Origin of the sequence: Pseudarthrobacter sp. NamB4 (genome assembly GCF_005796185.1) — a bacterium.
Taxonomy (GTDB): Bacteria; Actinomycetota; Actinomycetes; order Actinomycetales; family Micrococcaceae; genus Arthrobacter.
In genome coordinates this window covers 124,317-148,913 of sequence record NZ_VAHM01000002.1, presented here as the reverse complement: position 1 = coordinate 148,913, position 24,597 = coordinate 124,317, and the positions used below count along the sequence as shown (strand labels likewise).

General features: G+C 66.0%; 25 protein-coding genes. 12 read left to right on the top strand and 13 right to left on the bottom strand.

Features of this window, described 5'->3' with window-relative positions:
• Positions 1–132: 132 nt before the first annotated feature.
• The 3 genes from FDW81_RS02185 (at position 133) to FDW81_RS02175 (ending at position 3,016) form a co-directional block, all read left to right on the top strand.
• Positions 133–621: an inorganic diphosphatase gene (locus FDW81_RS02185; protein ID WP_013599443.1), complete on the top strand. Its 489-nt coding sequence runs from the start codon at positions 133–135 to the stop codon at positions 619–621.
• A 199-nt stretch (positions 622–820) separates the two neighbouring features.
• Positions 821–2,161 carry a carboxylesterase family protein gene (locus tag FDW81_RS02180; RefSeq protein WP_240719848.1) on the top strand — a complete coding sequence of 447 codons (1,341 nt, stop codon included), beginning with the start codon at positions 821–823 and terminating at the stop codon, positions 2,159–2,161.
• Positions 2,162–2,254: 93 nt separating this feature from the next.
• Positions 2,255–3,016, top strand: coding sequence for a DUF429 domain-containing protein (locus tag FDW81_RS02175; RefSeq protein WP_138132485.1), 762 nt, complete (start codon positions 2,255–2,257; stop codon positions 3,014–3,016).
• Between the two features lie 4 nt (positions 3,017–3,020).
• Here the strand turns inward: FDW81_RS02175 and FDW81_RS02170 are convergent, their stop codons facing one another.
• On the bottom strand, positions 3,021–5,399 hold the full coding sequence (locus FDW81_RS02170; RefSeq protein WP_138132484.1) for a phosphoketolase: 2,379 nt from the start codon (positions 5,397–5,399) through the stop codon (positions 3,021–3,023).
• A 134-nt stretch (positions 5,400–5,533) separates the two neighbouring features.
• Between FDW81_RS02170 and FDW81_RS02165 the strand changes: the two genes are divergently transcribed.
• Positions 5,534–6,133: a hypothetical protein gene (locus FDW81_RS02165; RefSeq protein ID WP_138132632.1), complete on the top strand. Its 600-nt coding sequence runs from the start codon at positions 5,534–5,536 to the stop codon at positions 6,131–6,133.
• Between the two features lie 65 nt (positions 6,134–6,198).
• Here FDW81_RS02165 and FDW81_RS02160 read toward each other — a convergent pair whose 3' ends face one another.
• The 3 genes from FDW81_RS02160 to serS all read right to left on the bottom strand — a co-directional run bounded on the left by FDW81_RS02160 (position 6,199) and on the right by serS (position 9,045).
• Positions 6,199–6,783: a histidine phosphatase family protein gene (locus FDW81_RS02160; protein WP_138132483.1), complete on the bottom strand. Its 585-nt coding sequence runs from the start codon at positions 6,781–6,783 to the stop codon at positions 6,199–6,201.
• Positions 6,784–6,807: 24 nt separating this feature from the next.
• Complete coding sequence (locus FDW81_RS02155; RefSeq protein WP_138132482.1) at positions 6,808–7,668, bottom strand: HAD family hydrolase; 861 nt, start codon at positions 7,666–7,668, stop codon at positions 6,808–6,810.
• 96 nt (positions 7,669–7,764) lie between these two features.
• Entirely contained in the window at positions 7,765–9,045 is a 1,281-nt protein-coding gene (serS, locus tag FDW81_RS02150; protein ID WP_138132481.1) for a serine--tRNA ligase, read from the bottom strand.
• 90 nt (positions 9,046–9,135) lie between these two features.
• Here serS and FDW81_RS02145 point away from each other — a divergent pair, with 90 nt between their 5' ends.
• The gene (locus tag FDW81_RS02145; RefSeq protein ID WP_138132480.1) at positions 9,136–10,185 is read left to right on the top strand and encodes a diacylglycerol kinase family protein; all 1,050 of its coding nucleotides are present in this window, start codon (positions 9,136–9,138) and stop codon (positions 10,183–10,185) included.
• Positions 10,186–10,230: 45 nt separating this feature from the next.
• On the opposite strand, the gene FDW81_RS02140 is transcribed toward FDW81_RS02145, so the two are convergent.
• The 3 genes from FDW81_RS02140 to FDW81_RS02130 all read right to left on the bottom strand — a co-directional run bounded on the left by FDW81_RS02140 (position 10,231) and on the right by FDW81_RS02130 (position 11,830).
• Positions 10,231–10,434, bottom strand: coding sequence for a hypothetical protein (locus FDW81_RS02140; RefSeq protein WP_138132479.1), 204 nt, complete (start codon positions 10,432–10,434; stop codon positions 10,231–10,233).
• A 134-nt stretch (positions 10,435–10,568) separates the two neighbouring features.
• Positions 10,569–11,441, bottom strand: coding sequence for a prephenate dehydratase (pheA, locus tag FDW81_RS02135; RefSeq protein ID WP_240719874.1), 873 nt, complete (start codon positions 11,439–11,441; stop codon positions 10,569–10,571).
• 62 nt (positions 11,442–11,503) lie between these two features.
• The gene (locus FDW81_RS02130; protein WP_138132478.1) at positions 11,504–11,830 is read right to left on the bottom strand and encodes a rhodanese-like domain-containing protein; all 327 of its coding nucleotides are present in this window, start codon (positions 11,828–11,830) and stop codon (positions 11,504–11,506) included.
• A gap of 197 nt (positions 11,831–12,027) precedes the next feature.
• Between FDW81_RS02130 and FDW81_RS02125 the strand changes: the two genes are divergently transcribed.
• The 5 genes from FDW81_RS02125 to FDW81_RS02105 all read left to right on the top strand — a co-directional run bounded on the left by FDW81_RS02125 (position 12,028) and on the right by FDW81_RS02105 (position 16,436).
• On the top strand, positions 12,028–13,470 hold the full coding sequence (locus FDW81_RS02125) for an amidase (RefSeq protein ID WP_138132477.1): 1,443 nt from the start codon (positions 12,028–12,030) through the stop codon (positions 13,468–13,470).
• A gap of 137 nt (positions 13,471–13,607) precedes the next feature.
• The gene (locus FDW81_RS02120; RefSeq protein WP_138132476.1) at positions 13,608–13,835 is read left to right on the top strand and encodes a hypothetical protein; all 228 of its coding nucleotides are present in this window, start codon (positions 13,608–13,610) and stop codon (positions 13,833–13,835) included.
• A gap of 152 nt (positions 13,836–13,987) precedes the next feature.
• Positions 13,988–14,191 carry a hypothetical protein gene (locus tag FDW81_RS02115; protein ID WP_138132475.1) on the top strand — a complete coding sequence of 68 codons (204 nt, stop codon included), beginning with the start codon at positions 13,988–13,990 and terminating at the stop codon, positions 14,189–14,191.
• Positions 14,192–14,333: 142 nt separating this feature from the next.
• On the top strand, positions 14,334–14,762 hold the full coding sequence (locus FDW81_RS02110) for a lipopolysaccharide assembly LapA domain-containing protein (RefSeq protein WP_138132474.1): 429 nt from the start codon (positions 14,334–14,336) through the stop codon (positions 14,760–14,762).
• A gap of 237 nt (positions 14,763–14,999) precedes the next feature.
• The gene (locus FDW81_RS02105) at positions 15,000–16,436 is read left to right on the top strand and encodes an FAD-binding oxidoreductase (protein ID WP_138132473.1); all 1,437 of its coding nucleotides are present in this window, start codon (positions 15,000–15,002) and stop codon (positions 16,434–16,436) included.
• Positions 16,437–16,442: 6 nt separating this feature from the next.
• On the opposite strand, the gene FDW81_RS02100 is transcribed toward FDW81_RS02105, so the two are convergent.
• Both FDW81_RS02100 and FDW81_RS02095 read right to left on the bottom strand, forming a co-directional pair.
• Complete coding sequence (locus FDW81_RS02100) at positions 16,443–16,946, bottom strand: DUF4190 domain-containing protein (RefSeq protein WP_138132472.1); 504 nt, start codon at positions 16,944–16,946, stop codon at positions 16,443–16,445.
• A gap of 49 nt (positions 16,947–16,995) precedes the next feature.
• On the bottom strand, positions 16,996–17,913 hold the full coding sequence (locus tag FDW81_RS02095) for a nuclease-related domain-containing protein (RefSeq protein WP_138132471.1): 918 nt from the start codon (positions 17,911–17,913) through the stop codon (positions 16,996–16,998).
• Between the two features lie 245 nt (positions 17,914–18,158).
• Between FDW81_RS02095 and pgm the strand changes: the two genes are divergently transcribed.
• Positions 18,159–19,823 (top strand): phosphoglucomutase (alpha-D-glucose-1,6-bisphosphate-dependent), encoded by a 1,665-nt coding sequence (gene pgm / locus FDW81_RS02090; protein WP_138132470.1) that lies wholly within the window; start codon positions 18,159–18,161, stop codon positions 19,821–19,823.
• Here pgm and FDW81_RS02085 read toward each other — a convergent pair.
• Positions 19,820–20,320, bottom strand: a complete 501-nt coding sequence (locus FDW81_RS02085; protein WP_171027090.1) for a 2'-5' RNA ligase family protein — start codon at positions 20,318–20,320, stop codon at positions 19,820–19,822. The genes pgm and FDW81_RS02085 overlap by 4 nt on opposite strands.
• Positions 20,321–20,481: 161 nt before the next feature.
• Positions 20,482–21,087, bottom strand: coding sequence for a malonic semialdehyde reductase (locus FDW81_RS02080; protein WP_138132468.1), 606 nt, complete (start codon positions 21,085–21,087; stop codon positions 20,482–20,484).
• A gap of 198 nt (positions 21,088–21,285) precedes the next feature.
• Here FDW81_RS02080 and FDW81_RS02075 point away from each other — a divergent pair, with 198 nt between their 5' ends.
• A complete protein-coding gene (locus tag FDW81_RS02075; protein WP_138132467.1) occupies positions 21,286–22,638 on the top strand; it encodes a uracil-xanthine permease family protein in 1,353 nt (450 codons plus the stop codon).
• 7 nt (positions 22,639–22,645) lie between these two features.
• Here the strand turns inward: FDW81_RS02075 and FDW81_RS02070 are convergent, their stop codons facing one another.
• Together FDW81_RS02070 and FDW81_RS02065 are read right to left on the bottom strand one after the other, a co-directional pair.
• Positions 22,646–23,665, bottom strand: coding sequence for an SGNH/GDSL hydrolase family protein (locus FDW81_RS02070; RefSeq protein WP_138132466.1), 1,020 nt, complete (start codon positions 23,663–23,665; stop codon positions 22,646–22,648).
• Positions 23,662–24,576: a GAF domain-containing protein gene (locus FDW81_RS02065; protein ID WP_138132465.1), complete on the bottom strand. Its 915-nt coding sequence runs from the start codon at positions 24,574–24,576 to the stop codon at positions 23,662–23,664. Before FDW81_RS02065 ends, FDW81_RS02070 begins: the two co-directional genes overlap by 4 nt.
• Positions 24,577–24,597: the final 21 nt, after the last annotated feature.

Here is a 24,597-nt window from a genome sequence, read left to right as displayed (position 1 = left end):
TGAAATATCCCCACAAGTTCCTGATTCCAGGGCCTCTCGCTATATCCTCAATAATAGTCGGCGGCACTGACAGTCCTTTTTGTTGCCCGTCAAAGGTGCCGCGAACCCCTGCAAATTGCCGAGGAGCATTCCATGAAGCATGACGTGACCATCGAAATTCCCAAGGGATCGCGCGTCAAGTACGAAGTTGACCACGAGACCGGCCGCGTCCGCCTGGACCGCGTCCTCTTCACCGCCATGCAGTACCCGACGCACTACGGATACTTCGAGAACACCCTCGGCGAGGACGGCGACCCGCTGGACGCGCTGGTGCTGCTGCAGGACTTCGACCTGCACCCCGGCGTCATCGTCGAGTCCCGCCCCATCGGCGTCTTCAACATGACCGACGACGGCGGCGGAGACGCCAAGATCCTTTGCGTCCCCGTGGATGCACGCTTTGACCACATCCAGGAAGTCAGCGACGTCAACGAGTTCCTGATCAAGGAAATCGAACACTTTTTCACCCGTTACAAGGACCTGGAGCCGGGCAAGTGGGTCAAGGCCGAGGGCTGGGGCGACCGCGCCGCAGCCGAAGCCGAACTGGAAGCTTCAATCAAGCGTTACGTGCCCACGGGCCACTAATCCCCACCGTCCCCTCACCTCGCTTCGCTCGGTCCGGGAACCCTGACGGCGTGGGCCCACCCACCGTCCCCTCACCTCGCTTCGCTCGGTCCGGGAACCCTGACGGCGTGGGCCCACCCAGCGGCGGCGGGTGGCTGGTTCGGAAGAGCCGGGCACCCGCCGTCGTGGTTTAAGAGTCCAGATGTAAAAGCCTAGGTGCGTGAACTCCGCGTCAACCTTCACCCTGCCCTCCTTTTCCCCGCCCTGCGGTCCCGTCACCGGTTGGCGGGACGGGGCGGTTATCCGGGCAACCGGCATCCCCTATGCAACCGCTGCGCGTTTCCAGCCTCCCGTCCCTGCAGCGGACTGGACAGCGTCGTTTGCCGCTACCTCGCCCGCTCCCGCCTGCCCGCAGGGACCCGTTCCCTTCCTCGACAACGTCCTGGGCACCCGCTATGGCGAACTTCCCGGCAGCGAGGACTGCCAGAACCTGTCCGTCACCATGCCTGCCGACCTTGCCGACGGTGAGCAGCTGCCCGTCATGGTGTGGATCCACGGCGGCTCCTACACCACGGGCTCCGGGGACCTCGCCATCTTTGATCCGGCTGTGCTGGTGACTGAGAACCGGGTGATCGTTGTTTCCGTGACCTACCGCCTGGGGTTGTTCGGGTTCCTGGCCACCCGGACCGGCAGGCCCGGAAACCTGGGCCTCCTGGACCAGCTGGAGGCGTTCCGCTGGGTGCAGCGGAACATCGCTGCGTTTGGCGGCGACCCCGCCAGGGTGACCGCCTTTGGCCAGTCCGCCGGCGGGGACGCGATTGCCCACCTGATGGCGACGCCGGAAGCACCCTCGCTCTTTCAGCGCGCGATCATTCAAAGCGCGCCGTTGGGCATTTCGAGGGGCAGGGCCCGGATGAACCATGCCACGGGGATCGCGGCCGAGGGGGTCACCGGGGAAACTCCTGCCATGGAAGTGGTGGAGCTGGAGGACCACGTGGCGCAGGTGGCCCGGAAGTTCGGCATGCTGGCTGCCATGCCTTTCGGGACGCAGTACGGACACGCGCCGCTGCCGGAGGAATCAGACATTGAAGCAGCATGGAACCGCTCCGCTCCCGGCATCGAGGTGCTGATCGGGCATACGGCCGAAGAAGCCCGGCTGTTCCTGCCCCGGAGCCCGCACCTGAAGCGGCTCGGGCAAATTCCCGTGGTGGGCAACGCGGCGCTGCGGGCCATCAACTGGGTGGTCACCGAAACCGTCTACGGCAGGGCAGCCCGGAAATTCACCCGCCGGCATGCCCGGGCGGGAGGGGAAGCCCACCGTTACGTCCTGCACTGGCATGCCCCGGGAAACATCTTCGGCGCTGCCCACACCATTGATCTGCCCCTTCTCTTCGGCAACAGGAACACCTGGGACGGGGTAGGTCTGATTGCCGGCGCCCGCTGGGACGACGTCGACGCAGCCGGGCGGCAGCTGCGCAGCCTCTGGGCGGGTTTCGCGCGGGGAGACTCGCTTGGCGATGAGGGCGGGGTTCCGGGTGTGCTCACGTACAGCGCCGTCTGACCCCTTGGAGTTTTTGTCCGGATATGCAGGCTTCCAGTGCGGCAAACTCCGCATATCTGGACAAAAGCTCTCGTCTGGCGGCGTGGAATAGCCATGAGGACTTTGGGCGTTGACCTTGCCGCGGCCACAAAGAAAACTGCGGTGGCCGTGCTCGAGTGGGACCATGGCTCTGCCCGGCTGGCGCACCTTGCACTCGGCGTGGATGACCAGGAGATCGTGGACCTGTTCGGGGCTGCCGGCATGACGGGCATCGACTGCCCGGTGGGCTGGCCGGACGCGCTGCTGCCCTTCCTCACCGGGCACCTGAACTTCGACGCCGGACCAGTCCTGGCGCACGACGGCATAGCCGGGCGGCGCCTCCTGGCCTACCGCGACACGGATCGGTTCACCACCGCACACACAGGACTCATTCCCCTGAGCGTGTCCGCCGACCGCTTGGCGCATCCGGCCATGAGGTGCGCAGTGATCCAGGCCAGGATCGCAGCGCTCCACGGACCCCAACCCCGCGACGGCTCCGGACGCCTGGCGGAGGTCTACCCCGCTGCCTCCCTGAAAATCTGGGGGCTCAGCGGCCGCGGCTACAAGGGCCGCGGCAGCGCCGAAGCCGAACTGCTCAGCCTGCTCCTTGCCAACCTCAAGGCGCAGGCACCCTGGCTGGACCTGGCGGGGCACGAGGACAAACTCGCCGCTTCGGACGATCTCTTTGACGCCGTCGTCGCTTCCCTTACCGCCCGGGCCGCCGCCCGCCGTCGGACGCTCCTGCCCGATGAGGCGCAGGCGGGTGCGGCGCGGAGTGAAGGCTGGATCCACCTGCCGTCATGCCGGCTGGACGAACTGCCCGGCGAGGAGGGCTAGGAGGTCAGCCGCCCCGCTTCCAGTTCCGGATGTCCTCCAGGTCCTCACCGTCCGTCCTGGTATGCTCCCGCGCCCGGATCCGCCGGTCCTGCAGGTCCTGGCGCAGGAGTGAGTGCTTCTCCGCCAGACCGGGCACGCGGTCGATCGCGTCAATGGCCAGCTGGAACCGGTCGATGCCGTTGAGCATGGCCATGTCGAAGGGGGTGGTGGTTGTTCCCTCTTCCTTGTAGCCGCGAACGTGCAGGCCCTCCTGGTTGGTGCGGCGGTAGGCAAGCCGGTGGATCAGGGAAGGGTAGCCGTGGTAGGCGAAGATGATGGGCTTGTCGTTGGTGAAGATCCCGTCGAAGTCCCGGGACGGCAGCCCGTGCGGGTGCTCGCTCTCGTCCTGCAGCCGCATCAGGTCCACCACGTTCACCACCCTGACTTTGAGCCCCGGCACGCCCCCGCGCAGCAGTTCAGCGGCGGCGACAGTTTCCACCGTCGGCACATCGCCGGCACAGGCAAGGACGACGTCGGGCTCCTCCCCCTGCACCTCGGACCCGGCGAACTCCCAAATCCCCAGGCCGCGGCGGCAGTGGTTGGCGGCGTCGGCAGGCCCCAGCCAGGTGGGTGAGGGCTGCTTCCCGCTGACCACGATGTTCACGTAATCCGTGGATTCCAGGCAATGAGCCATGACGCACAGCAGTGTGTTGGCATCCGGCGGCAGGTACACCCGGATGACCTCGGCCTTCTTGGTCACGGCATGGTCGATAAACCCCGGGTCCTGATGGGAAAACCCGTTGTGGTCCTGCTGCCACACATGCGAGGACAGCAGGTAGTTCAAGGAGGACACCGGCTGCCGCCAGGGCAGCTTGCGGTGCACCTTCAGCCACTTGGCGTGCTGGTTGAACATGGAATCGACAATGTGGATGAAGGCCTCGTAGCAGCTGAACACCCCATGCCGGCCTGTCAGGAGGTAGCCTTCCAGCCAGCCCTGGCACAGGTGTTCGCTGAGCACCTCCATCACCCGGCCGGACCGCGCGAGGTGCTCGTCGGCGTCGTCAATCCTGTGCTGCCACACCTTGTCGGTGACCTCATAGACGTTCTGCAGGCGGTTGGACGCAGTTTCGTCCGGGCCAAAGAGCCGGAAGGTTTCCATATTCAGCGAGATGGCGTCGCGCATCCACGAACCCAGGGTGATCATGGGGCTCACCCGTTCGGTCCCCGGCTCCTTGACCTCGACGGCGTGATCCCGGTAGGCAGGCAGCTTCAGTGCCTTGCGCAGCAGTCCCCCGTTGGCATGCGGCGTGGCACTCATGCGGAAGTCTCCCGTGGGCGCGGCCTCGGCGACCTCGGGCCGGAGCCTGCCGTCGCCGTCGAACAGCTCCTCCGGACGGTAGGACTGCAGCCATTCTTCCAGCTGCCGCAGGTGGTCCGCGTTGGTGCGCACCTCGGTCAGCGGCACCTGGTGGCTCCGCCAGGTCCCCTCAACCTGCAGCCCGTCCACCTCACGGGGGCCGGTCCAGCCCTTCGGGGAGCGCAGGACGATCATGGGCCAGCGCGGCGCTTCTATATCCGCGTCCTCTGTCCCGGGGGCCCTGCGGGAATCCTGGATTGCCCGGATGCCCGCGAGGCTCCGCTCGAGCGCCTCGGCAAAGTCCTGGTGGGCCTGCGCGGTGTTATCCGGGTCCTTGACAGTGACGAAATACGGCTCATGTCCGTAACCGCGCAGCAGCTGCTCCAGCTGGGCCTCGGGCATGCGGGCCAAGACGGTGGGGTTGGCGATTTTGTAGCCGTTGAGGTGCAGGATGGGCAGCACGGCGCCGTCCGTGGCCGGGTCCAGGAAGTTGTGGGAGTGCCAGCTGGCGGCCAGCGGCCCGGTTTCGGCCTCGCCGTCGCCGATCACGACGGCGGTGACCAGCTGCGGGTTGTCCAGCACCGCTCCGTACGCGTGGGCCAGGGAATACCCGAGTTCGCCGCCTTCGTTGATGGAGCCGGGACTTTCGGGCGCGGCGTGGCTGGGAATGCCGCCCGGGTAGGAGAACTGGCGGAACAGCTCGGCCAGTCCGGCCTCGTCGTTGCCCACGTGTCCGTAGATTTCCGAGTAGGTGCCCTCCAGCCAAGCATTGGCGACGACGGCGGGACCACCATGGCCGGGGCCTGCCACAAAGAGCATTTCGGCGGAGTCGCGGCGGATTACGCGGTTCAGGTGGGCGTACACGAAGTTCAGACCCGGCGTAGTGCCCCAGTGTCCGAGCAGTCGGGACTTGGTGTCCTCTGCCTTCAGCGGCTCGCGCAGCAGCGGATTGGAACGGAGATAGATCTGCCCAACCGAAAGATAGTTTGCGGCGCGCCACCAGCGGTCCACAAGTTCAAGCTCGTCCTGCCCAATGCTGCTGGTCATAACCATCCTCACGTCGCGTTCGCCGCCCGTTCCGTCGTACGTCAGCCCGGCCGTTCCCCCATCGCATCAGATGGGCCAGCCGGAGGCAACCCCGCTTGCCCGCAGTCAGCTACCTGCGGGTAGTCTTTGGATCAATGTTCACCTTGACCATCAACCAGACGGACAGCCGGCGCGACGGCGACCGGGTGCCGCAGCTGCTGAAAGACCTGCGGCACATCCCTGCGCGCCTGGACTTCGACCGGTCCGTGGAAGACGAGGTCCAGGGCATTGTGGACGTCCCGCACCAGGCCGTGGAGGCTGCGCTGATCGGACTCCGGTGCGGGTCCTGGTACGTGGGGATTGGCGTGGGGCCGGTCAACGAGCCGTTGCCCAACCAGATCAAGGACGCCTCCGGCCACGGGCTGGTGTACGCGCGCCGTGCCGTGGACCGGCTGCGGAACAGCAAGGAGCGGATTCCTGTCGCCGTGGAGGGTCCGCTGGCTGACGCTGCCCACGACGCGGAAGCGGTGCTCCGGCTGCTGGGCCACATTGTCCGCGACCGTTCCGATGCCGAATGGCGGGTGCTTGACCTGCTGACCCCCGGCGTCCGCGGGCAGCAGAAAGCCGTGGCGCAGGAGCTGGGCATCACCACGCAGGCCGTCAGCAAGGCGGTTGCGCGGTCCCAGTGGAACGAGGAACATGCGGCCCGGCCGGCGGCAGCCCGGCTTTTGGCGCTGATTCTCGAGGTGCGGTAGCGGCTGCTGCCTGAGCTCAGCCCGGGTATTTAGCCGTTCAGCTTTGGTTTTTCAAGCCTGGTTGTTCAGCTCTGGGTGGCCGCCATCACCGGCTCGCCGTTGAAGTACTCGAGCTGCCAGCCGTCGATGGCGTGGTGGTGCGCCAAATTGAGCACCGCGTTGTCAATGCTTGTGAGGGTGCTGCCCACGGCGCGGCTGAGGGTTACGCGCAGGAGCGTCCCGTGCGCGACGACGAGGAGGCGCCGTCCGCGGAACTCCTCGGCAAGTGCCTCCAGCGCTGCCAGTCCACGGTCTGCTGCCTGGTCCTCGCTCTCGGCACCGCGAAAACCTCCCGGAATGCGCAGTGCATCAAGCTCTGGCCCCGCCTGCATCCCCTCAGCTGGCCCGAAACTGCGCTCGGTCAGCTCCGGAACCCGGCGGACGTCACTGAGTCCAAGGCCCGCGGCGATCAGGTCGGCGGTCTCGGCGGCCCGGCTCAGCGGCGACGAGACAATGGCGTCCCATTCGTAGGCGGAAAGAACGGCGACGGCATCCCGCGCCTGGCCGCGGCCCACCTCGTTCAGGGGGATGTCTGTGGATCCCTGGAGCCGGCGCTGGGCGTTCCAGTCTGTCTGGCCGTGGCGGATCAGGGCAAAGGTCGTGAGAGTCATGCTGTCTATTCTGCCTTGTACTGCTTAGAGCAGACTGCGCAGCACGTGGGCGGCGCCGTCGTCGAACACCGAGTGGGTGACCTCATCCGCTGCGGCGATGACTTCCTCCGGCGCCTGGCCCATAGCCACCCCGCGTCCGGCCCAGCTGAGCATCTCGATGTCATTGCGGCCGTCGCCGATGGCCACCGTCAGGTGCTGCTCGATGCCCAGCCTGGTCCTGAGGTTCTCCAGGGCGCTGGCCTTGGTCACGCCCGCCGCTGCGATGTCCAGCCATGCCGTCCAGCCCACGGAGTAGGTGACGCCGGCAAGGCCCACGTGCTCAATCGCCTCAGTGAAGTCTTCCGACGTGTTCTCGGTGCTGAACACGACCACGCGAACGGCCGTTGCCTCAAGCATGGTATGGAAATCCACGCCCACGGCCTCGACGCCAAAGCTGGGATCCTGGAAGCGCTCGGTGGAAAGGAAATTGCCGTCGGCGTCCTCCAGCGCATACTTCGCCGAAGGAAGCCGCTCACGCAGTGCGCGTAGGGCGGGTCCGGGATCGAACGTGGCCTTGTGGATGACTTCGTAGCCGCCGTCCAGCTCGGGATGCAGCCGAAGGGTTACGCCGCCGTTGCAGCAGACGGCGTAGCCCCGCTCAATCCCGATCTTTTCGATGATGGGCAGCGTAGCGTTGAGGGAACGGCCCGTGGCGATCATGACCTCGTGGCCGGCAGCGACCACCGCCTGCGCGGATTCCCTGACGCCCTGGGACATGTGGCCGTCGTGGTTCACCAGCGTGCCGTCCACGTCCAGTGCGATCATCAGCTTCTGGTTTACGTTGTTGGTTTCGTTGTCTCGCCGGTCATCGTTGCCGGCGACTGGGGTTTCAGTCAGCGTTGTCATCCACACAGTGAACCAGACGTAACTGATCCGCGCTAGGATTCACGCCACACATTTGTTGAACACCGCATTAACGCGCACCTGGCCTCCCGGCGGGAGCTAGAGGACCCGGAGGACCTCGAGTCCGCCCAAGTACTTCTGCAGGGCCTTCGGCACGTTGACCGAGCCGTCCGCGTTCTGGTGGTGCTCGAGCAGCGCAACGATCCAGCGGGTGGTGGCCAGGGTTCCATTCAGGGTGGCGACCGCCCGGGTGCCCTTGGCAATGCCCTCCGCATTGACCACGCGCTCACGGATGTTCAGGCGGCGGGCCTGGAAGGTGGTGCAGTTGGAGGTGGAAGTCAGCTCACGGTAGGCGCCCTGGGTGGGAACCCAGGCTTCACAGTCGTACTTGCGGGCTGCGGACGTGCCGAGGTCGCCCGCGGCGGTGTCAATCACCCGGTATGGCAGCTCGCACTTGGCCAGCATCTCCTCTTCCCACGCCAGCAGGCGCTGGTGCTCGGCGGCGGCCTCCTCAACCGTGGTGTAGATGAACATCTCCACCTTGTTGAACTGGTGCACCCGGATGATGCCGCGGGTGTCCTTGCCGTGCGAACCTGCTTCACGCCGGTAGCAGGAGCTCTGGCCGGCGTAGCGGACGGGGCCCTTGGAGAAGTCCAAAATCTCGTCAGCGTGGTAACCCGCGAGGGCCACCTCGGAGGTGCCCACCAGGTAAAGGTCGTCTTCGGCGAGACGGTAAATCTCGGCGTCGTGCTTTACGTCGAAGCCCGTGCCCTGCATGGTCTCGGGACGCACCAGGGTGGGGGTGATCATCGGGATGAAGCCGGCCTCGATGGCCTGGTCCATGGCCATCTGCAGCAGCGCCATTTCCAGCCGGGCACCCACGCCGCGGAGGAAGTAGAAGCGTGCGCCGGACACCTTGGCGCCGCGCTCCATGTCGATGGCACCGATCAGCTCGCCGATTTCCAGGTGGTCCTTCGGCTCAAAGTCCGGAAACTCGCGCGGCGTGCCGACGGTCTTGACCACCACGTAGTCGTCCTCGCCGCCCTCCGGGACGCCGTCCTCGATAAGGTTGGGAATGGTGCGCAGCAGTTCTTCCTGCTTTGTCTGTGCAGCATCGGCTTCCGCGGAAGCAGCCTTGACCGAATTGGCCAGTTCCTTGACCTCGGCCAGCAGGGCCTTCTTCTCGTCACCCTTGGCCTGCGCCACCTTCTTGCCGAAGGCGTTCTGCTCGGCACGGAGGTTCTCGAAGCGGATCAGGGCCGCCCGGCGGGCGGAATCCGCGGAGATGATCGCGTCCACCACTGATTCATCCGCGCGGCGGGCGCGCTGGCTGGCACGGTATTTGTCCGGGTTTTCGCTGAGGTCTTTTACGTCGATCACCAGACAAGGGTATCCAATACCGCGCACGACGGCGGGCGGCAGCGGCCGTGCCGAATCCTCAGGCTTCCGCAGGGCTACTGTTGAAGCACCATGAGCGACTGGATCCTGTACCTGCTGATCGGGGTGGCCCTAGCGTTTGCCGTCTCCAGCTGGTGGGGCGTGCGCAGGCTCAAGGCCCTGCACGTGCGCAGTGCTGTGGGCGGGGAAGCGCAGGATTCGGGGTTAAGCCGGCAGCGCGTGGCGGTGGTCCTGAACCCGATCAAGGCGCGCTCGGAAGAGGCGAGGGCCAAAATTCAGCGGGGCTGCCTTGCTGCAGGCTGGGAGAACCCGGTCTTTTTCGAGACAACGGCGGATGATCCGGGCTATTCACAGGTGCGTGCCGCCCTGGCGCACAAGCCCGACGTCGTCCTCGTGGGTGGCGGTGATGGGACGGTGCGTGTGGTGGCAGAGTCCCTCGCGCATACGGACGTGGCCATGGGCCTTATTCCGCTGGGCACCGGCAATCTCCTGGCCCGGAACCTGGAGCTTGAGGTCGCCGACCTGCACGCGAATGTGAACACCGCGCTTTTTGGCCGGCAGCGCTACATAGACACGGCGCGGATGGGGATCGAAAACTCCCGTACCGGGTACTCGGCGGAGCATGTCTTCCTGGTGATCGCGGGCATCGGCATGGACGCCGAGGTCCTGGCGGACACGAATGCGGGCCTGAAGAAGGTTGTTGGCTGGCTGGCATACACCGAGGCCGGGATGCGTCACCTTCCGGGGCGCCGGAAAAAGGTCTCGATTTCGCTGGACGGCAGCGTGGAGCAAGCCCGGAACATCCGCAGCGTGCTCTTTGCCAACTGCGGCCTTGTTCCCGGTGGTATCGACTTCATACCGCAGGCAATGATTGACGACGGCATGCTTGACGTGGTGGTGATGAGCCCCCGCAGTGCCCTTGGCTGGCTGCTGATGTACGTCAAGATCATGTTCAAGCACAGCGGGAAACTGCCCATCATGACCGTTTACCGGTCGGGGAGAATCGTCATCAAGTGCCCGGAACCCATGCCCACCCAGCTGGACGGCGACACAGCGGGCGAGGCAACCAAACTCACCGTCCAGGTGGACCCGAGGTCGCTTCTGGTGAGGGTCAGGGATTGAAGCGGTTCTTGCTGGAGTCTTTTTCCGGAACTGGGCGGAATGCCGTCAGCGGCGGGATTCCTTGTTCTCCTGCCCAGCCTTGGCCGCAGCGTGGGCCTCGGACTGCTCACGGATCATCGCCTGCTCTTCTTCGAAGCGCAGGCGGTCGGCCCGGTCGGCCTCGTCCCCGTCCCAGTCCTGGTTGTCCGCGGTAGGCCGGGGGTTGACGATCATCCCCTGGCCATCGTTTTCAGTGCTGCTCGTAGTCATGACGCGCTCCCTTCAGTAGGGGCCATCCCCGTGTGGATCAGGCAAGCATACGCATTGTCCACAGCCCGGGGAAGTACCTCCAGAGGCATTTACCTACGCTTTTGGCGAAGCGCTGCAACCGGTTTCAGCACCGCTTATGCATGCCTGAGAATGTCTTCAACCCAGGCCCGGGCAGCCTGGAATGCAGGGTCGCTGGTGTGCGCTTCAGCAACAGTGGCCTGCCTGTCTGCCCGTGGATAGGAACCCAGGAAACGCGTGGCTGGACTGATGCGGTGCAGTCCTGCCAAGGCGTCGGCCACCCGCTCGTCGGCTGCATGCCCTTCGGCGTCGATGCTGAAGAAGTAGTGGCCCAGATACTGTCCGGTGGGCCGGGACTCAATCCGGCTGAGGTTCACCCCGCGGCTGGCGAACTGATCGAGGATCTCCATCAGCGCGCCGGGCCGGTCTTCGGGAAGCGGGACCACCACGGTGGTCTTGTCAGCGCCGGTACGGGCCGGCAGGACGCCGGGTTGGCTGACCAGGATAAAACGGGTCACGGCTCCGGGGTTGTCGCCAATGTTCTCCGCGAGCACCGACAGGCCGGGCTGCTCCTGGGCTACCAGGGGAGCACAAATGGCGGCGTCGTAATGGCAGCCAACCTCCAGAAGCCCCATCGCCGCAGCGGCCGTTGACGACCCCGGCACATATTCTGCTGAAGGAATGTTTGCGTTCATCCACATCCTGCACTGCGCCCAGGCGTGCCCATGCGTGGATATCCGCCGGACGTCCTCCAACCGCACTCCGGGCCGTGCCACCAGAACGAAGCTGATGGGCACCAGGACCTCATGGATAATGCGCAGTTCCTGGCCTGCGGCGATTGCGTCGAGGGTGGCCGTGACCCCGCCTTCCACGGAATTTTCCATCGGCACCATCGCCGCGTGCGCCAGGCCGTCCCGTACCTGGTCCAGGGCGGCATTGACGTTCGACGCCGAAACCCGCTTGGCCTGCCCGGCGTCAGGCAACTGCATCAAGGCTGCCTCAGTGAAGGTGCCCTCCGGTCCGAGAAAAGCGTAGGTGGGCAGGGTGGCCACTACAGCACCATAGGCTTCAGGCCGTTGTCAGAAACGAGCGGCCGGCCGGCTTCCAGCCACTGATCCATCCCGCCGGCGACATTGATGGCGGTATAGCCCTGGCCGGTGAGCCACTGTGCCACACGGAAGGAGCGCCCTCCGGTACGGCAGATGACGTAGAGGTCCTCGTCCGGGTCAAGTTCGTCCAGGCGGGCCGGAATCTGGTCCATGGGAATGTGAAGTGCGCCGTCTGCGTGGCCGGCCACCCATTCGTAGTCCTCACGCACATCGAGAATGACGGCATCGTCGGGGACGTCGTGGACGGGAACATTGTCGAAATCGCTCATGGAGATTCCTGCCTTCGCGGATTGGGGGTCGGCATTAAGCCTAGTGCTTCACCCGCCGCCGGAGCCTTGGAACCGGCCACGTTAAGCTTCTGAATGATCCAAGGAGGAAACTGTGCCCCCAAACTATGCTGCCCACGCCGCCCGGGTCGGCGGAAGCTTCCAGGACCGGTGCTGCCACTGCACGGCCGGGTGGCCCCTTGACTGAACTCCATGAGCTGCCGGCCGTGGCCCTGCAGGACCAGCTGCGGCAAGGTAAGGTGTCAGCAACGGAGGCCGCGGCCCATTTCCTGGCCCGGATTGAGCAGCAGAATCCGCTGCTCGGGGCGTTCATCACCGTTACGGCGGACCAGGCTATGGAGCAGGCCAGGGCCGCCGACCGCCGGCGGCCCCACGCCCCCGCAGAAGAACTGCCATTGCTTCACGGCATGCCCCTGGCATTCAAGGACCTTACTGACGTGGCTGGCGTGGTCACAACGCACGGGAGCGCGGCACTGGACCACAAACCTGCGCTCAGCGACGGACCCCTGGCTGCCCTGCTCAGGGAAAGAGGCGTGGTCCCGCTGGGCAAAACACAGGTTCCCGAATTCGGACTGACTGCCTACAGCGAGAACCGGATCGCGCCGCCGTCGCGCAATCCATACGCGCTGAGCAGGAGCTCAGGCGGCTCCTCCGGCGGCACCGCCGCTGCCGTCGCCGCCGGGCTGCTTCCCTTCGCGCCGGGAACAGACGGCGGCGGGTCCATCCGGATTCCTGCAGCGGCCTGCGGCCTGGTGGGACTGAAGCCCGGGCGTGGCCTGGTTCCCGCCGGTGAGAGCCTGGGCGACCCGGCCCGGCTGGTGGTGGCAGGCCCAATCGCCAGGACCTCGGCCGACGCTGCACTCATGATGGACGCTTTGGTGCCGGTTCCCGAAAGTGCCAGCCCCGGGCGCGGCGGAGGCGAGGGGGGCTACCTCGCCGGCTTGAAGGAGGAACCGCCAAAGCTTCGTATCGGCGTCACGCTGGACAGCCCGTGGTCCGGAACTTTTCCATTCAGCCCTGAGCAGGAAGCGCTGGAGGCGCTCGAGGCGGGGCGGAAGCTGCTGGAACACGCGGGCCATGCCGTTGCTGAAGCAGGCATCCGCTATGACAACAGGTATCCGGACGCCTTCACCACCGCCTGGACTGCCCCGGTGGGCAGCGCCCGGATCAACCCGCACCGCGAACTTCTCCTGGCCCCGCTGACCCGCACCTTCCGGCGGCGTGCACAGCAGCGCAGCCCGGCCAAGCTTTTTGAAGCCCTCGCCTTCCTGCGCACATTCCAGCAGGACACGCTGACCCAGTACGCACAATGGGACCTGATGCTCATGCCGGCGCTGGCGCAGACACCGCGCCCGGTTGGCTGGTTCACCGGCACCATGCATGGTGCTGACCGCTGGCCGGCAGCCCAATGGCCAGGGGATGCCGACGGCGACTACCGCAAGCAGTGCGAATACGCGCCGTGGTCCTCCATGGTCAACGTCTGCGGCCTTCCGGCAATCACCCTTCCGGTCCACTGGACCGGCGGACACGCCGGGCAGGGGGTGCCGATGGGCATCCAGCTGGTGGGACCCATGGGGTCGGAAGCCCTGCTGCTGCGGGTGGGCAACCAGTTGGGGTACTGATTCCCGCGTGAGGAGCCAAGGAATGTTGATCTCCGCCTAACCCCGACTTAACGTGCATGTAATCCGGCGGGAGCAATATAGATGTGCGTCGTTGCCGAACCCTCGAAAGCGGCCAGTGCTCAATGAGGAGTTGCCCTATGAATGCTGGAAGTTCCACATCCACCACCGGCCAGGCACCACATCGGGCTGACAATGCCCGGCGGGACCTGAGCAACGCCAACGTCCGGGAAGACCTGGCGGAGAAGGGACGGTGCGGCCTGGTCCATCTGCCCACCGGGCGCACCTGCCTCCTCCCCCTCCGGCACCATGGGCCGTGCGAGTTCCACCGCCCCCAGGAAGCGGAGGACGTGGCCAAGGGAAGTTAGTCGTCCCGCTCCAGCCACTGCGGGCCCGCCGCACGGGGCATGCCGCATGCCCATGCCCCGTGCCCATGCCAATCAAAAGCTGCCTCAAAGGTGTCGACTCCGCCGCCAAACCGGAGGACGATTAAAGGGCAGTCACTGTAAGGAGGTCTGTGATGTGCTACTCATCCAGCAAGGACTTCGGCTGGGGCATCAGGAAAGAAGCTGACCCCAAGCGCGAAGCACAGCGGGAAACTCCGGTGGAAACTCCGGAGAAGCCGGTCAAGGCGCAGGACTTCACGTTCTGGGCTTTCCCGAACTGGCGCAGCACGCCAAAGCCCCGTACCCCCTCCGCCGAGCGGAGCACGGAGAGGGTTTGACGCTGTTGCGGCAAAGTCAACGGAAGGGTCTTCACTGAAGGCCCTTCCGCGCGTTGTGCTGGAGTACTCCCCGCATTATGGTGGAAATATAAGCATGCTTAGTATTGGCACCTGACGGTCCGCACCTACGAAGGGAATCAGCATGAGTACCGGAAACTACCCATCTGCCGGACAGCCGGAGCAGGGCTCGGAAATGCCATCAGCCGATCGGGCTGGCGGCAGCTACGGCAATGCCCCCTCCTATTCGTCGGATGCCCAGGGAGTACCGGCAGGGGGTCCTGCTGCGGGCCCGTCCGGCGGTGCCGCCGAGCGGCGCGTCACCCGCACCGGGGTCATTTGGGCAGCAGTGGTGGCCGCCCTGGTGCTCCTGATCCTCCTGATCATCTTCATCCTGCAGAACCAGGAGCTGGTGCTGGTGAAGTTCCTGGGATTCGAAGGCGCGGTCCCGCTGGGCATGGCGCTGTTCATCGCCAGCGTCACCGGAGGGGTGCTGGTTGCCGCCGCGGGCGGCGCCCGGATTCTCCAGCTCCGTGCCAGTGCACACCGGACGCGCACCAGGCAGCGCCGCTAGCCGTTGGCAGGTCCGGCACGGGGGCAACCCTCCCTGCCGGACCTTTTTGCGCCAGGACGATTATTGACCCGGCCAGGTGACGAACTTAAAATTCTGGGCACTGGACTTACACATGCTCGCTGCACGGACCTCCGGCGGTGCTCTCCCGCCCGGCAGCTCCGTTCGTCGGGGCGCCTGGCGCCCCTCACATCTTTCCCATACCGGTGGTTCCAGCCCTTCACGTCGGGAGCACTGACGGTGTCCACAGTTCACAACATTGACCGGGAACAGGAAATACAGCAGGCGCTGCACGGGTTGCGCGGGAAGCTGGCAGGATCCCTGATCGAACCCCCCGATCCCACCTACGATGAAGCGCGGGCGGTATGGAACGGGATGGTGGATCTCCGGCCCCGCGCCATTGTCCGGGCAGGAAGCACTGCGGATATCGACGTCGTGATCGATGCTGTCCGGCGCAGCGGCCTGGCCCTAGCGGTCCGGGGCGGCGGCCACAACGTGGCAGGGCACGGCACCGTCGACGGCGGACTGGTGCTGGATCTGGGAGCCCTGAAGCGCGTGCAGGTGGAGGCGGAAACCCGGCTTGTGACCGTGCAACCTGGGGCCACCCTTGCCGATGTGGACCGGGCCACCGCCCCTCACAATCTGGCCGTGCCGCTGGGAGTGATCAGCGGCACGGGGGTTGCCGGGCTGACTTTGGGCGGTGGCGTCGGCTGGCTGACCAGGTCCAACGGCCTCAGCCTCGACAACCTGGAGTCCGTGGACGTCGTCACTGCCACCGGCGAGCACCTGCACGCAAGCGGCCAGGAGAATCCGGAGCTTTTCTGGGGCCTGCGCGGCGGCGGCGGAAACTTCGGCGTGGCCTCCTCCTTTACCTTCCGGGCCCGGTCCCTGCCGGCGTCCCCGCTGGGCGGCAACCTGTTCTACCGGCCTGGCCACTGGCGCGATGCCCTGCTCGCCTTTGCCCGCTGGACCCGGGACCTGCCTGACGAGATGAACCCGATCATGTCCTTCCTCGTGTTCCCGTCGGAGTCCGGGATGGGCAGCGATCCCTGGATGATCATCGGCTTCGCCTGGGTTGCCGAGGACCACCAGGGCGGCCTCGCACTTCTGGACCAGCTGAGGGCAGACGCGCCGCCGGACGAGCAGGAGGTGGGACCCACGTCCTGGCTGGAATGGCAGAGCGCCATGGACTCCGTGTTCCCTAAAGGCTCCCGCGGCTACTGGAAGAACGTGTCCTTCTCCCGGCTGGACGAGGAGGCCGTGGATGTCCTGCTTGGATTCGCGTCCGAACTGGCGTGGGAGGGGACCGGCATCGACATCCACCACATGGAAGGAGCGTTTGGACGGGTGCCCGGGGACGCCACGGCCTTCCCCAACCGGGCTGCCCGCTACTGGCTGAACGTTTACGGATTCTGGCGGGACCCGGCGGAGGACGAACGGTTGACCGCTTTTGCCCGGAAAGCGTACCGGCTCATGCAGCCGTTCGCCGAGCATGGCGAGTACATCAACTTCCTGGGCGCCGAGGTAGGGCTAAAGGAAACGGACGCTGCGCGTGCAGCCTACGGACCGGAGAAATACCAACGGCTTGTGGCCCTCAAGGACCGCTACGATCCCGGCAACATGTTCCGCCTCAACCACAACATCCCGCCCAACCCGGCTGCGTCAGGGACTATTTAGCCCGGTTTAGAACGTGTAGTTGGAACTGCTGGAACTGGCAATGGAGAGGCCAATGATAGCCAGCAGCCAGAACGCGCCGTAACCCAGCAGGCACAGGTATCCCAGGACCAGCCCGGCAATGGACATGCCCTTGCCCGCCGGCTCCCGCTTGAGTGCCAGGTGCCCAGTGATGATCGCAGCTATTTGCGGGAGCAAGAGCCAGCCCATGATCACCGAGGCAATACCGCACACCATGCTCGCGATGCTCAATGTCTTCGGCTCGGCAGGCATCCCGTAGTACGCCTGCTGGCCGTACGGGCCCGGGGCATAAGGGCTCGGCGGCCGGCCGTAGGGGCTCGCCTGCTGGCCATAGGGGCTCGGGGCGTAGGGTCCGCTTTCCCCGTACTGCCCGCCATACTGCTGGCCGGCCTGCTGGCCGCTGTACTGGTTGCCGAACTGGTCTCCCTGCCTTGGGGAGCGCGGAAAATCGGACCCCTGGTGTTCAGGGTGCTGGGCAGGCTGGTTGGTCATTGTTTCCCCCGTGGATTCGTCGATTCCAGCCTACCGCGGCAGGCAGCGGCTAGCGCCCCCAGTACGGCAGCACGTAGACGGCAAAAGCGGCGAAAGCCGCCAGCATCGCCAGGCCCCCGGCTCCGGTTTTGCCCTGGTGCCGGGCCCTGGCGTTCCGGCCGCGCCGAGACGCACCCCGCGCAATACCCTCCGTGGCGAGGTGGCGGCCCGAGGGATGCCTGGCGTAGCTCCCGCTGCGGTCCCTTCCGTTGGCGGCGGTTCCAGCACCGGTTCCGTTGACCGCCGGATTTACGTGCTCCCTGGGTGCACCGGGCGGAAGGCCTCCTGCAGGGCGGACCACTGTGCCCGGCCGGACGTTCCGGAACGCCGTGATGCCCGGCTCCTGTTCGCGCGTGAGTTCGCGGCCGAGGTATTCATACAGCCCCGCCACCCCCTCTGCATCGAGCACGGCCGGCAGGGCTTCGATGGCCGCGAGCAACTGCTCGGTGCCGGCAACGGCGACATCAGAGTTGGTCACGCCGAAAAGGTTCGGCTGCGTCGCCATGCAAATCAGCGGGCGCACGAGTTTCCGGTGCGGCGGAGCCACTACCGAGGCCACGGCCGCGCACTGCGCCAGGGCGCCCTCCACGGCCTGGGTCCGCGCATAGCGCCCCTGCCACAGCACTCCGGACGAGACGCGGACCTCGCCGGTCCAGTTCTTGCGGTTCACCACCACGACGCCGGCAGGCCCCACCAGGACATGGTCCAGGTTTGCTTTGGGCCGGCCGGGCCAGTGAACATCATGCAGCACATACCACCCCCGGGGGACCAGCTCGTCCAGCTTGTCCGCCACTGCCTTTTCATCCCCGGCGCCGGCCTCATCCCACGAAGTCGTAAGGCGCTCGTTCCCCTCAAGCTGGCGCTTGAGTTTGGCTACCCTTTCAGCGGCCAGCCTGGACTGCTCGGCTGGCCCGTCTGCTGCCCCCATGGCTTCCCTGCTTCCCTGCCGTAAGGACTTCGGCGCCGGCCGCCGTCGTGCCTTGCTTCCGGATGGTTCCTGCGGATTTTCCGAAGGTAACAGGGCGTGCATGCGCCGGTATATAAGTACTTTTGGTGCGCTGTACTCAGGTTGGCTACTCGCCGGATGACGTTCTTCGATCAGAGGCCGGACACAGGAGTCCGGATACCGGGCCGGTCGTTTTGACTCCGGCCGCCGTCTGGCATGCTGGTGGCATGGCTAGCCGAGCGGGCACAATCGCCCAACCCCAGGACCTTGTTGACATCTCTGCGCTCCTCGATGCGTACTACGACATCAGCCCGGACCTGGGTGATCCGGGCCAGCGGGTGGTATTCGGAACCTCGGGACACCGTGGATCCAGCCTCAAGGCGTCGTTCAACGAAAAACACATCGTCGCCATCACACAGGCAATCGTGGAATACCGCGCCGGGCAGGGCACCACCGGACCGCTGTTCCTCGCCAAGGACACGCATGCCCTGAGCGAGCCGGCTCAGAACTCGGCGCTCGAGGTGCTGGCCGCCAACGGAGTCCAGGTCCTCATCGACGCCCGCCACGGCTACACCCCAACCCCGGCCCTGAGCCACGCCATCCTGACCTATAACCGGAACGCCGGCCCCGGTGCGCCGCAGGCAGACGGAATTGTTGTCACCCCCAGCCACAACCCGCCGGCGGACGGCGGCTTCAAGTACAACCCGCCGCACGGCGGACCTGCCGACTCCGATGCCACGGGCTGGATCGCCAACCGCGCCAATGAGCTGCTCGAAAATGGCCTTCGCGGGGTGAAGCGCATCCCGCTGGCTGATGCCCAGTCCGCTGACACCACCGGCAAATTCGACTTCCTCAGCAGCTACGTGGATGACCTCCCCTCCGTCCTGGACCTAGACGCCATACGTGAGGCCGGCGTCCGCATCGGCGCAGATCCCATGGGCGGTGCCTCCGTTGACTACTGGGGCGAAATCGCCGAACGGCACCACCTGAACCTCACCGTGGTAAATCCCACCGTGGACCCGCAGTGGGCATTCATGACGCTGGACTGGGACGAGAAGATCCGCATGGACTGCTCGTCCCCGTCGGCCATGGCCTCGCTGATCCAGCGGATGTCTGACGCAGCGGCATCAGGACAGCCGGCCTTCGATGTAGCCACCGGAAACGATGCAGATGCTGACCGGCACGGCATTGTCACCCCCGACGGTGGCCTGATGAACCCCAACCACTACCTCGCCGTCGCCATCGACTACCTCTACCGGAACCGCAGCGGCTGGAACCCTGCCTCCGTGGTGGGCAAGACCCTGGTGTCTTCCTCCATCATTGACCGGGTGGCCGGTAGCCTGGGCCGCAAGCTCGTGGAAGTACCCGTTGGATTCAAGTGGTTCGTGCCCGGCCTGCTGTCAGGCGAAGGGGCGTTCGGCGGCGAGGAATCCGCCGGCGCTTCCTTCAACAAGAAGGACGGCAGCGTCTGGACCACGGACAAGGACGGCATCCTGCTGGCCCTGCTTGCCTCGGAAATCACCGCTGTGACGGGCAAGTCCCCGTCCCAGCTGTACAAGGGCCTGACCGACCAGTTCGGCGCTCCCGTCTACGCCAGGATCGATGCCGCCGCCACCCGTGAGCAGAAGGCGAAGCTGGGCAAGCTCTCCGCAGCCGACGTTACCGCCACGTCCCTGGCAGGCGAGGAGATCACCGCCAAGCTCACGGAGGCCCCCGGCAACGGCGCGTCCATCGGGGGGCTGAAGGTGGTCACGGAGAACGCGTGGTTTGCTGCCCGCCCGTCCGGCACCGAGGACGTCTACAAGATCTACGCCGAGTCCTTCAAGGGCGAGGAGCACCTCAAGCAGGTCCAGGCCGAAGCCAAAGCGCTGGTGGACAGCGTCATCGCCTAAGCTTCTGCTTCGGCTCGGGTCCACATCTTCAGGATGCGCCGGACGGTGCGGTCACCGTCCGGCGCCATGTCCACCAGTGCGATCCGGTCGAGCACGACGGCGTCGCCCGGGTTCAGCCGCTTGTCACCATGATGTGAGACGTGGGGCCGGTAGCCGGACCTTGTGTGGGCGGGTGTCAGTACTTTGCCGCGGAGGCCTTCAACTGCGGTAACCAACTGCTCGTGCAGGGTCTGCAGGTTCGGCTGCGGATGGACCAGGCTCACCGGCACGGAGCCGTTGCGGCCGAACCCCGCGTCCTCCCCCACCGACAGTTGCGTACCCAGGGCTGCCAGCGCCGGAGGCTCAGCCAGCCCGGCGACGCGTTCGGCGGGGTCGGCACCTGCAGGACTGTCGACGTCGAACCTCACCAGGGTGACGTGCAGCGGCCATTCCGTCCGCGGGAAAACCCCGCATTCGGCCACCGGCTCGACGAACGCCACGAAGATCAGGTTCCGCATCGGCATAGCACCAGTCTCCCACTCCCCCACAGACGCTCTCTCACTTGATGCCGCTTAGAAACCGACGCTCTCTCACTTAACGCGGTTTAACCGCTGACGCTCTCTCGCGGGTGAGCGAGCGTCAGCAAAAAGGGCGCGTTAAGTGAGAGAGCGTCCGGGGGTTAGACGGTGCGGACGATGTCCTCGTAGGCGAACTTGGGCTTGGCTTCGCCCCAGGCGTTCTCTGCAGGAAGGCCAATGTTGACCACCAGGAAGCTCTTCTGGTCGCCGGCCGGGAAGAAGGCCTCGTCGATGGCACCGAAGTCTGCGCCGGTCATGGGGCCGGCGGCAAAGCCGAGCGAGCGGACGGCCAGGATGAAGTAGCCGGCCTGCAGGTGGGCGTTGTTGTTGCCCGTGGCGGCGGCCAGCTCGGGGTTGGCGTCGTACATGGCCTTGGGGGCGTTGTAGCCGGGGAGGAAGTTGTCCCACTGCCCTGCCCAGTCGGTGTCATAGCTGAGGATGGCCACCAGCGGGGCGGAGGCGGTCTTGGCTCGGTTGCCCGGCATGAGGGTGTCCACCAGCTTGGCGCGGGCCTCGTCCGAGCGGACATACGTCACGCGCAGCGGCTGGGAGTTGAAGGCGGTGGGGCCGAACTTGGTCAATTCGTAGATGGCCTGTGCCTGCTCATCTGTCACCTCTCCGGTGAAGGAATTGGCGGTGCGGGCCTGGGCAAAAATGGCATCGACGGCGGCCGGATCGATGACTGCTTCTTGGTGGGCTATGGTCATGGCGTTACCTTTCGCTGCGCCTCCCCGCTTGCCCGGGGTGGCCTCGTTGCTTTCGATACTTGCAACTTCAACCAGCCAGGGCCTCTTCCCGTGAGGCTGGGTGACGTTTGCCACAGCAGACCGCGGCAGGAGCCGGGCGGTATTCTGGTCCCAGTCATTTTTCGCCCTCAGCGGCACCCCCTTGAAAGGCCTCCGCCCATGAGCATGCTCGGAATCAAATGGAAGCTGCACGGCACCGGCAAGTCCATCAAGCCAGGCCACGTGGTGGCTCCCGATGAGCGGCTCGCCTGGCCGCTGACCGTCGGCGTGGGCATGCAGCACGTGGTGGCCATGTTCGGTGCCACGTTCCTGGTGCCGATCATCACCGGCATGCCGCCGGCCACCACCCTGTTCTTCTCCGGCATCGGCACGCTGCTTTTCCTGGTGCTTACCAAAGGGCGGGTTCCCAGCTACCTCGGCTCCAGCTTTGCCTTCATTGCTCCCATCATGGCCTCGCAGCAGCAGTTCGGCGTGCCCGGAGCGCTCGGCGGCGTGGTGCTGGCCGGCGCGGTCCTCGCGCTGGTGGGCGCGATCGTGCAGAAGTTCGGTGCCGAGTGGATTAACCGGCTCATGCCGCCCATTGTCACTGGCGCCATCGTGGCACTCATCGGCCTGAACCTGGCCCCCGCCGCAAAACAAAACTTCGACGCCGCGCCCATTACCGCCATCGTCACCCTCGCCACCATCATCCTGGTCAGCGTCCTGTTCCGCGGGATCCTGGGCAGGCTCAGCATCCTGGTGGGTGTTGTGGTTGGCTACCTCGTGGCAATGCTCCGCGGCGAGGTGAGCTACGAAAAGATGGAGGCCGCCGCCTGGGTTGGGCTCCCGCACTTCCAGACTCCCGAGTTCCACATCGGCGTCCTGGGCCTGTTCGTGCCCGTGGTCCTGGTGCTGGTGGCTGAAAACATTGGCCATGTGAAGTCTGTTGCGGCCATGACGGGGCAAAACCTCGACGGCGTCTCCGGGCGTGCGCTGATGGCCGACGGCGCCGCTACCGTGCTCGCCGGCGTCGGCGGTGGTTCCGGCACCACCACGTACGCCGAGAACATCGGCGTGATGGCGGCGACCAAGGTGTACTCGACGGCGGCCTACTGGGTGGCAGGCATCTTCGCCATCCTGCTGAGTTTCTCCCCGAAATTCGGCGAACTGATCGCCACAGTCCCGCCGGGCGTGCTGGGCGGCGCCGCCACCATGCTGTACGGAATGATCGGCATCCTGGGCGTAAAGATTTGGGTCCAGAACAAGGTGAACTTCTCGAACCCGGTGAACCTGACCACCGCGGCGGTGGCGCTGATCATCGGCATCGCGGATTACACCTGGACCATCGGCGACCTCAAGTTCACCGGCATCGCGCTGGGGTCTGCCGCGGCCCTGGTGATCTACCACGGCATGAAGGCCATCGCGAAGACACGCGGAACCGTAGCCGAGCCCGAGACGGAGCAGGCCGGCCTTCCGCCGGCGGTCAAGGCAGCAGTCAACGCAGCCGCCAAGCGGTCCCCGAAAAAGCGTTAGGCGCCGCTCACGCCACCTTCCCGGGGTTGTCCAGCCTGCGGGTGGAACGGGCTGTCTGGCCCGGCTTCTCCGCATGGGCTGATGGGAACTGTTCCCTTCCCTGCAGCCTCGCGGCGGGATGGCCGGACGGGAAGGGTCCCGGCCGGCCCAGTCCGAACACCGGGGAGGGCTGCGGCCGCTTTGCCACCAGCGCCTCCTCGTTAACCGGGTGCGGCCGGAGGCGTTTTAACACCCACGGAACAAAATACTGCCGTGCCCACACCAGGTCCTCCGCCCTGGCATGTTTCCATCCGTGCGCGGGAAGGGGCCGCGGTTGCAGGGGTTGGAGGGGGTGGTCCACGCCGAGGGCGTTGAGGGTGGCGACGGCTACGCTGTGGTGCCCCAGCGGCGAGAGGTGCAGCCGGTCCGGGTCCCACATCAGCGCATGCTGGAGTTCCGGCAGGCACCACAGATCCACCATGATGGCATGCCGCCGCGCTCCGATGGCATGGAGGTGTTCGTTGTAGACCGCCGCGCGTCCGCGGATCTTGCTGAACACCGGCGTATTGCCCCAATCAGGCCCGGCAAAGAGGAGCACGGCAGCCCCGGTCCCGGCCAGTACCTGCACCGCCTGGTCCATCTTGTCAGCAAGCTTGTCCGGGTCGCCGCGCCGGAAGATAATGTCATTTCCGCCGCCGGACATAGCCACCAGGTCCGGCCGCAGGGCCAGCGCCGAATCCAGCTGCCGGTCCAGGATCTGCTGGAGCAGCATTCCCCGGACTGCAAGATTGGCATAGGCGAAGTCCGGCTGGCTGCCGCTCAGTTCCTCCGCCACCCGGTCAGCCCAGCCCCGGAGCCCGCCCAGGCTGCGCGGTTCCGGGTCTCCCACGCCTTCGGTATACGAATCCCCGAGCGCTACAAAACGGTGCCACGGATGCTGCCCGATTCCAAACTCCTGTTCCGCACGCTGCACTTGCGGGTCCCCAAGTTGCTCGTGCAGCTGCACCCGAACCTCTTCCGGCCGCTGCTCCTGCTTCTCCGCAGTCATGCCGTCCTCCCTTCCGCCGTCGGCGGCGGGTCCGTGTCCGCTCCGCCTGCAGCGCGGCGCTGCTCGTCCGCCTGGTGGTCCAGTTCGGCAGGAGGCACCAGGCGAAAGTCCGCCGCCACGCCGTCGGGGGTTCCTTGCCCCAGTCCGGAGGGCCCACTGCCGGCGTCCGCGGCACGGGCCCGCTGCTCATGCCCGGGACCGGGACCGGGCGCAACGATGTTGAGGGCAGCGCCCCGCAGGTCAAGCTCGTGGTGCAGCGCCTGGGTCTGCAGGAACCGGAGGGCGCCTTCGCGGCTGAGCCCGTATTCATCCATGAGGCTGCGCACCGCCAGGTCAACCAGGACCAAGGAGCTTTGTACGACGGCGATTCCCGCTGTCGCCTCGGCACGCTCGGCAACCCGGACCACCACGCGCAGCGCACGTGCCACCTGCCGCGCATAACTGCTGCTTCGGAGCAGGTCGTCACTGGTGAAGGCGTGCGGAAAGGCTGCGTACAGGTTGATGGCGGCGCTGGTTCCGCCCTCGGACGCGATGGGCATCGACAGGAGCGACTGGACACCGTGGCCGGCGGCCGCATTGGCGTAGCCGGGCCAGCGGCGGTCCCTGCTGACATCGGACAACAGTACGAATTCACCGCTGCGGAGGGCCTCCATGACGGGCCCGTCCGCGAAGGAGCACTGCTCCCGGTCCGCCTCGCGTGCCTTTTCCGTGCTGGCGGCAACGGTGCGTGCCTTCCCCAGGCGGAAGAGAGTGGCGGCCCAGCTGATGCCGCGCTGGTCACCCTTGATGTCCACCATGAAGTCGTGCGTGACTTCCCAGAGGTAGGTTTCGACGTCCTTGCTGTCGAAAACCTGTTCCGGAGGTACTGGAAGGGGGCCCCAGCCGAGCTGCCCTGCGGGTTCAGCGGCCATTATCCACGCCTTGTTGCGAGC

What these genes read in the sequence shown, in the direction of transcription:
- FDW81_RS02145 (WP_138132480.1), top strand. Translation starts at nt 9,136, where the DNA reads ATGAGCGACTGGATCCTGTACCTGCTGATCGGGGTGGCCCTAGCGTTT.
- FDW81_RS02065 (WP_138132465.1), bottom strand. Translation starts at nt 24,576, where the DNA reads ATGGCCGCTGAACCCGCAGGGCAGCTCGGCTGGGGCCCCCTTCCAGTA.
- pheA (WP_240719874.1), bottom strand. Translation starts at nt 11,441, where the DNA reads ATGCAGTTGCCTGACGCCGGGCAGGCCAAGCGGGTTTCGGCGTCGAAC.
- FDW81_RS02175 (WP_138132485.1), top strand. Translation starts at nt 2,255, where the DNA reads ATGAGGACTTTGGGCGTTGACCTTGCCGCGGCCACAAAGAAAACTGCG.
- FDW81_RS02115 (WP_138132475.1), top strand. Translation starts at nt 13,988, where the DNA reads ATGTGCTACTCATCCAGCAAGGACTTCGGCTGGGGCATCAGGAAAGAA.
- FDW81_RS02170 (WP_138132484.1), bottom strand. Translation starts at nt 5,399, where the DNA reads ATGACCAGCAGCATTGGGCAGGACGAGCTTGAACTTGTGGACCGCTGG.
- FDW81_RS02080 (WP_138132468.1), bottom strand. Translation starts at nt 21,087, where the DNA reads ATGACCATAGCCCACCAAGAAGCAGTCATCGATCCGGCCGCCGTCGAT.
- FDW81_RS02070 (WP_138132466.1), bottom strand. Translation starts at nt 23,665, where the DNA reads ATGACTGCGGAGAAGCAGGAGCAGCGGCCGGAAGAGGTTCGGGTGCAG.
- pgm (WP_138132470.1), top strand. Translation starts at nt 18,159, where the DNA reads ATGGCTAGCCGAGCGGGCACAATCGCCCAACCCCAGGACCTTGTTGAC.
- FDW81_RS02095 (WP_138132471.1), bottom strand. Translation starts at nt 17,913, where the DNA reads ATGGGGGCAGCAGACGGGCCAGCCGAGCAGTCCAGGCTGGCCGCTGAA.
- FDW81_RS02075 (WP_138132467.1), top strand. Translation starts at nt 21,286, where the DNA reads ATGAGCATGCTCGGAATCAAATGGAAGCTGCACGGCACCGGCAAGTCC.
- FDW81_RS02185 (WP_013599443.1), top strand. Translation starts at nt 133, where the DNA reads ATGAAGCATGACGTGACCATCGAAATTCCCAAGGGATCGCGCGTCAAG.
- FDW81_RS02165 (WP_138132632.1), top strand. Translation starts at nt 5,534, where the DNA reads ATGTTCACCTTGACCATCAACCAGACGGACAGCCGGCGCGACGGCGAC.
- FDW81_RS02140 (WP_138132479.1), bottom strand. Translation starts at nt 10,434, where the DNA reads ATGACTACGAGCAGCACTGAAAACGATGGCCAGGGGATGATCGTCAAC.
- FDW81_RS02110 (WP_138132474.1), top strand. Translation starts at nt 14,334, where the DNA reads ATGAGTACCGGAAACTACCCATCTGCCGGACAGCCGGAGCAGGGCTCG.
- FDW81_RS02100 (WP_138132472.1), bottom strand. Translation starts at nt 16,946, where the DNA reads ATGACCAACCAGCCTGCCCAGCACCCTGAACACCAGGGGTCCGATTTT.
- FDW81_RS02120 (WP_138132476.1), top strand. Translation starts at nt 13,608, where the DNA reads ATGAATGCTGGAAGTTCCACATCCACCACCGGCCAGGCACCACATCGG.
- FDW81_RS02155 (WP_138132482.1), bottom strand. Translation starts at nt 7,668, where the DNA reads ATGACAACGCTGACTGAAACCCCAGTCGCCGGCAACGATGACCGGCGA.
- FDW81_RS02085 (WP_171027090.1), bottom strand. Translation starts at nt 20,320, where the DNA reads ATGCGGAACCTGATCTTCGTGGCGTTCGTCGAGCCGGTGGCCGAATGC.
- FDW81_RS02130 (WP_138132478.1), bottom strand. Translation starts at nt 11,830, where the DNA reads ATGAGCGATTTCGACAATGTTCCCGTCCACGACGTCCCCGACGATGCC.
- FDW81_RS02160 (WP_138132483.1), bottom strand. Translation starts at nt 6,783, where the DNA reads ATGACTCTCACGACCTTTGCCCTGATCCGCCACGGCCAGACAGACTGG.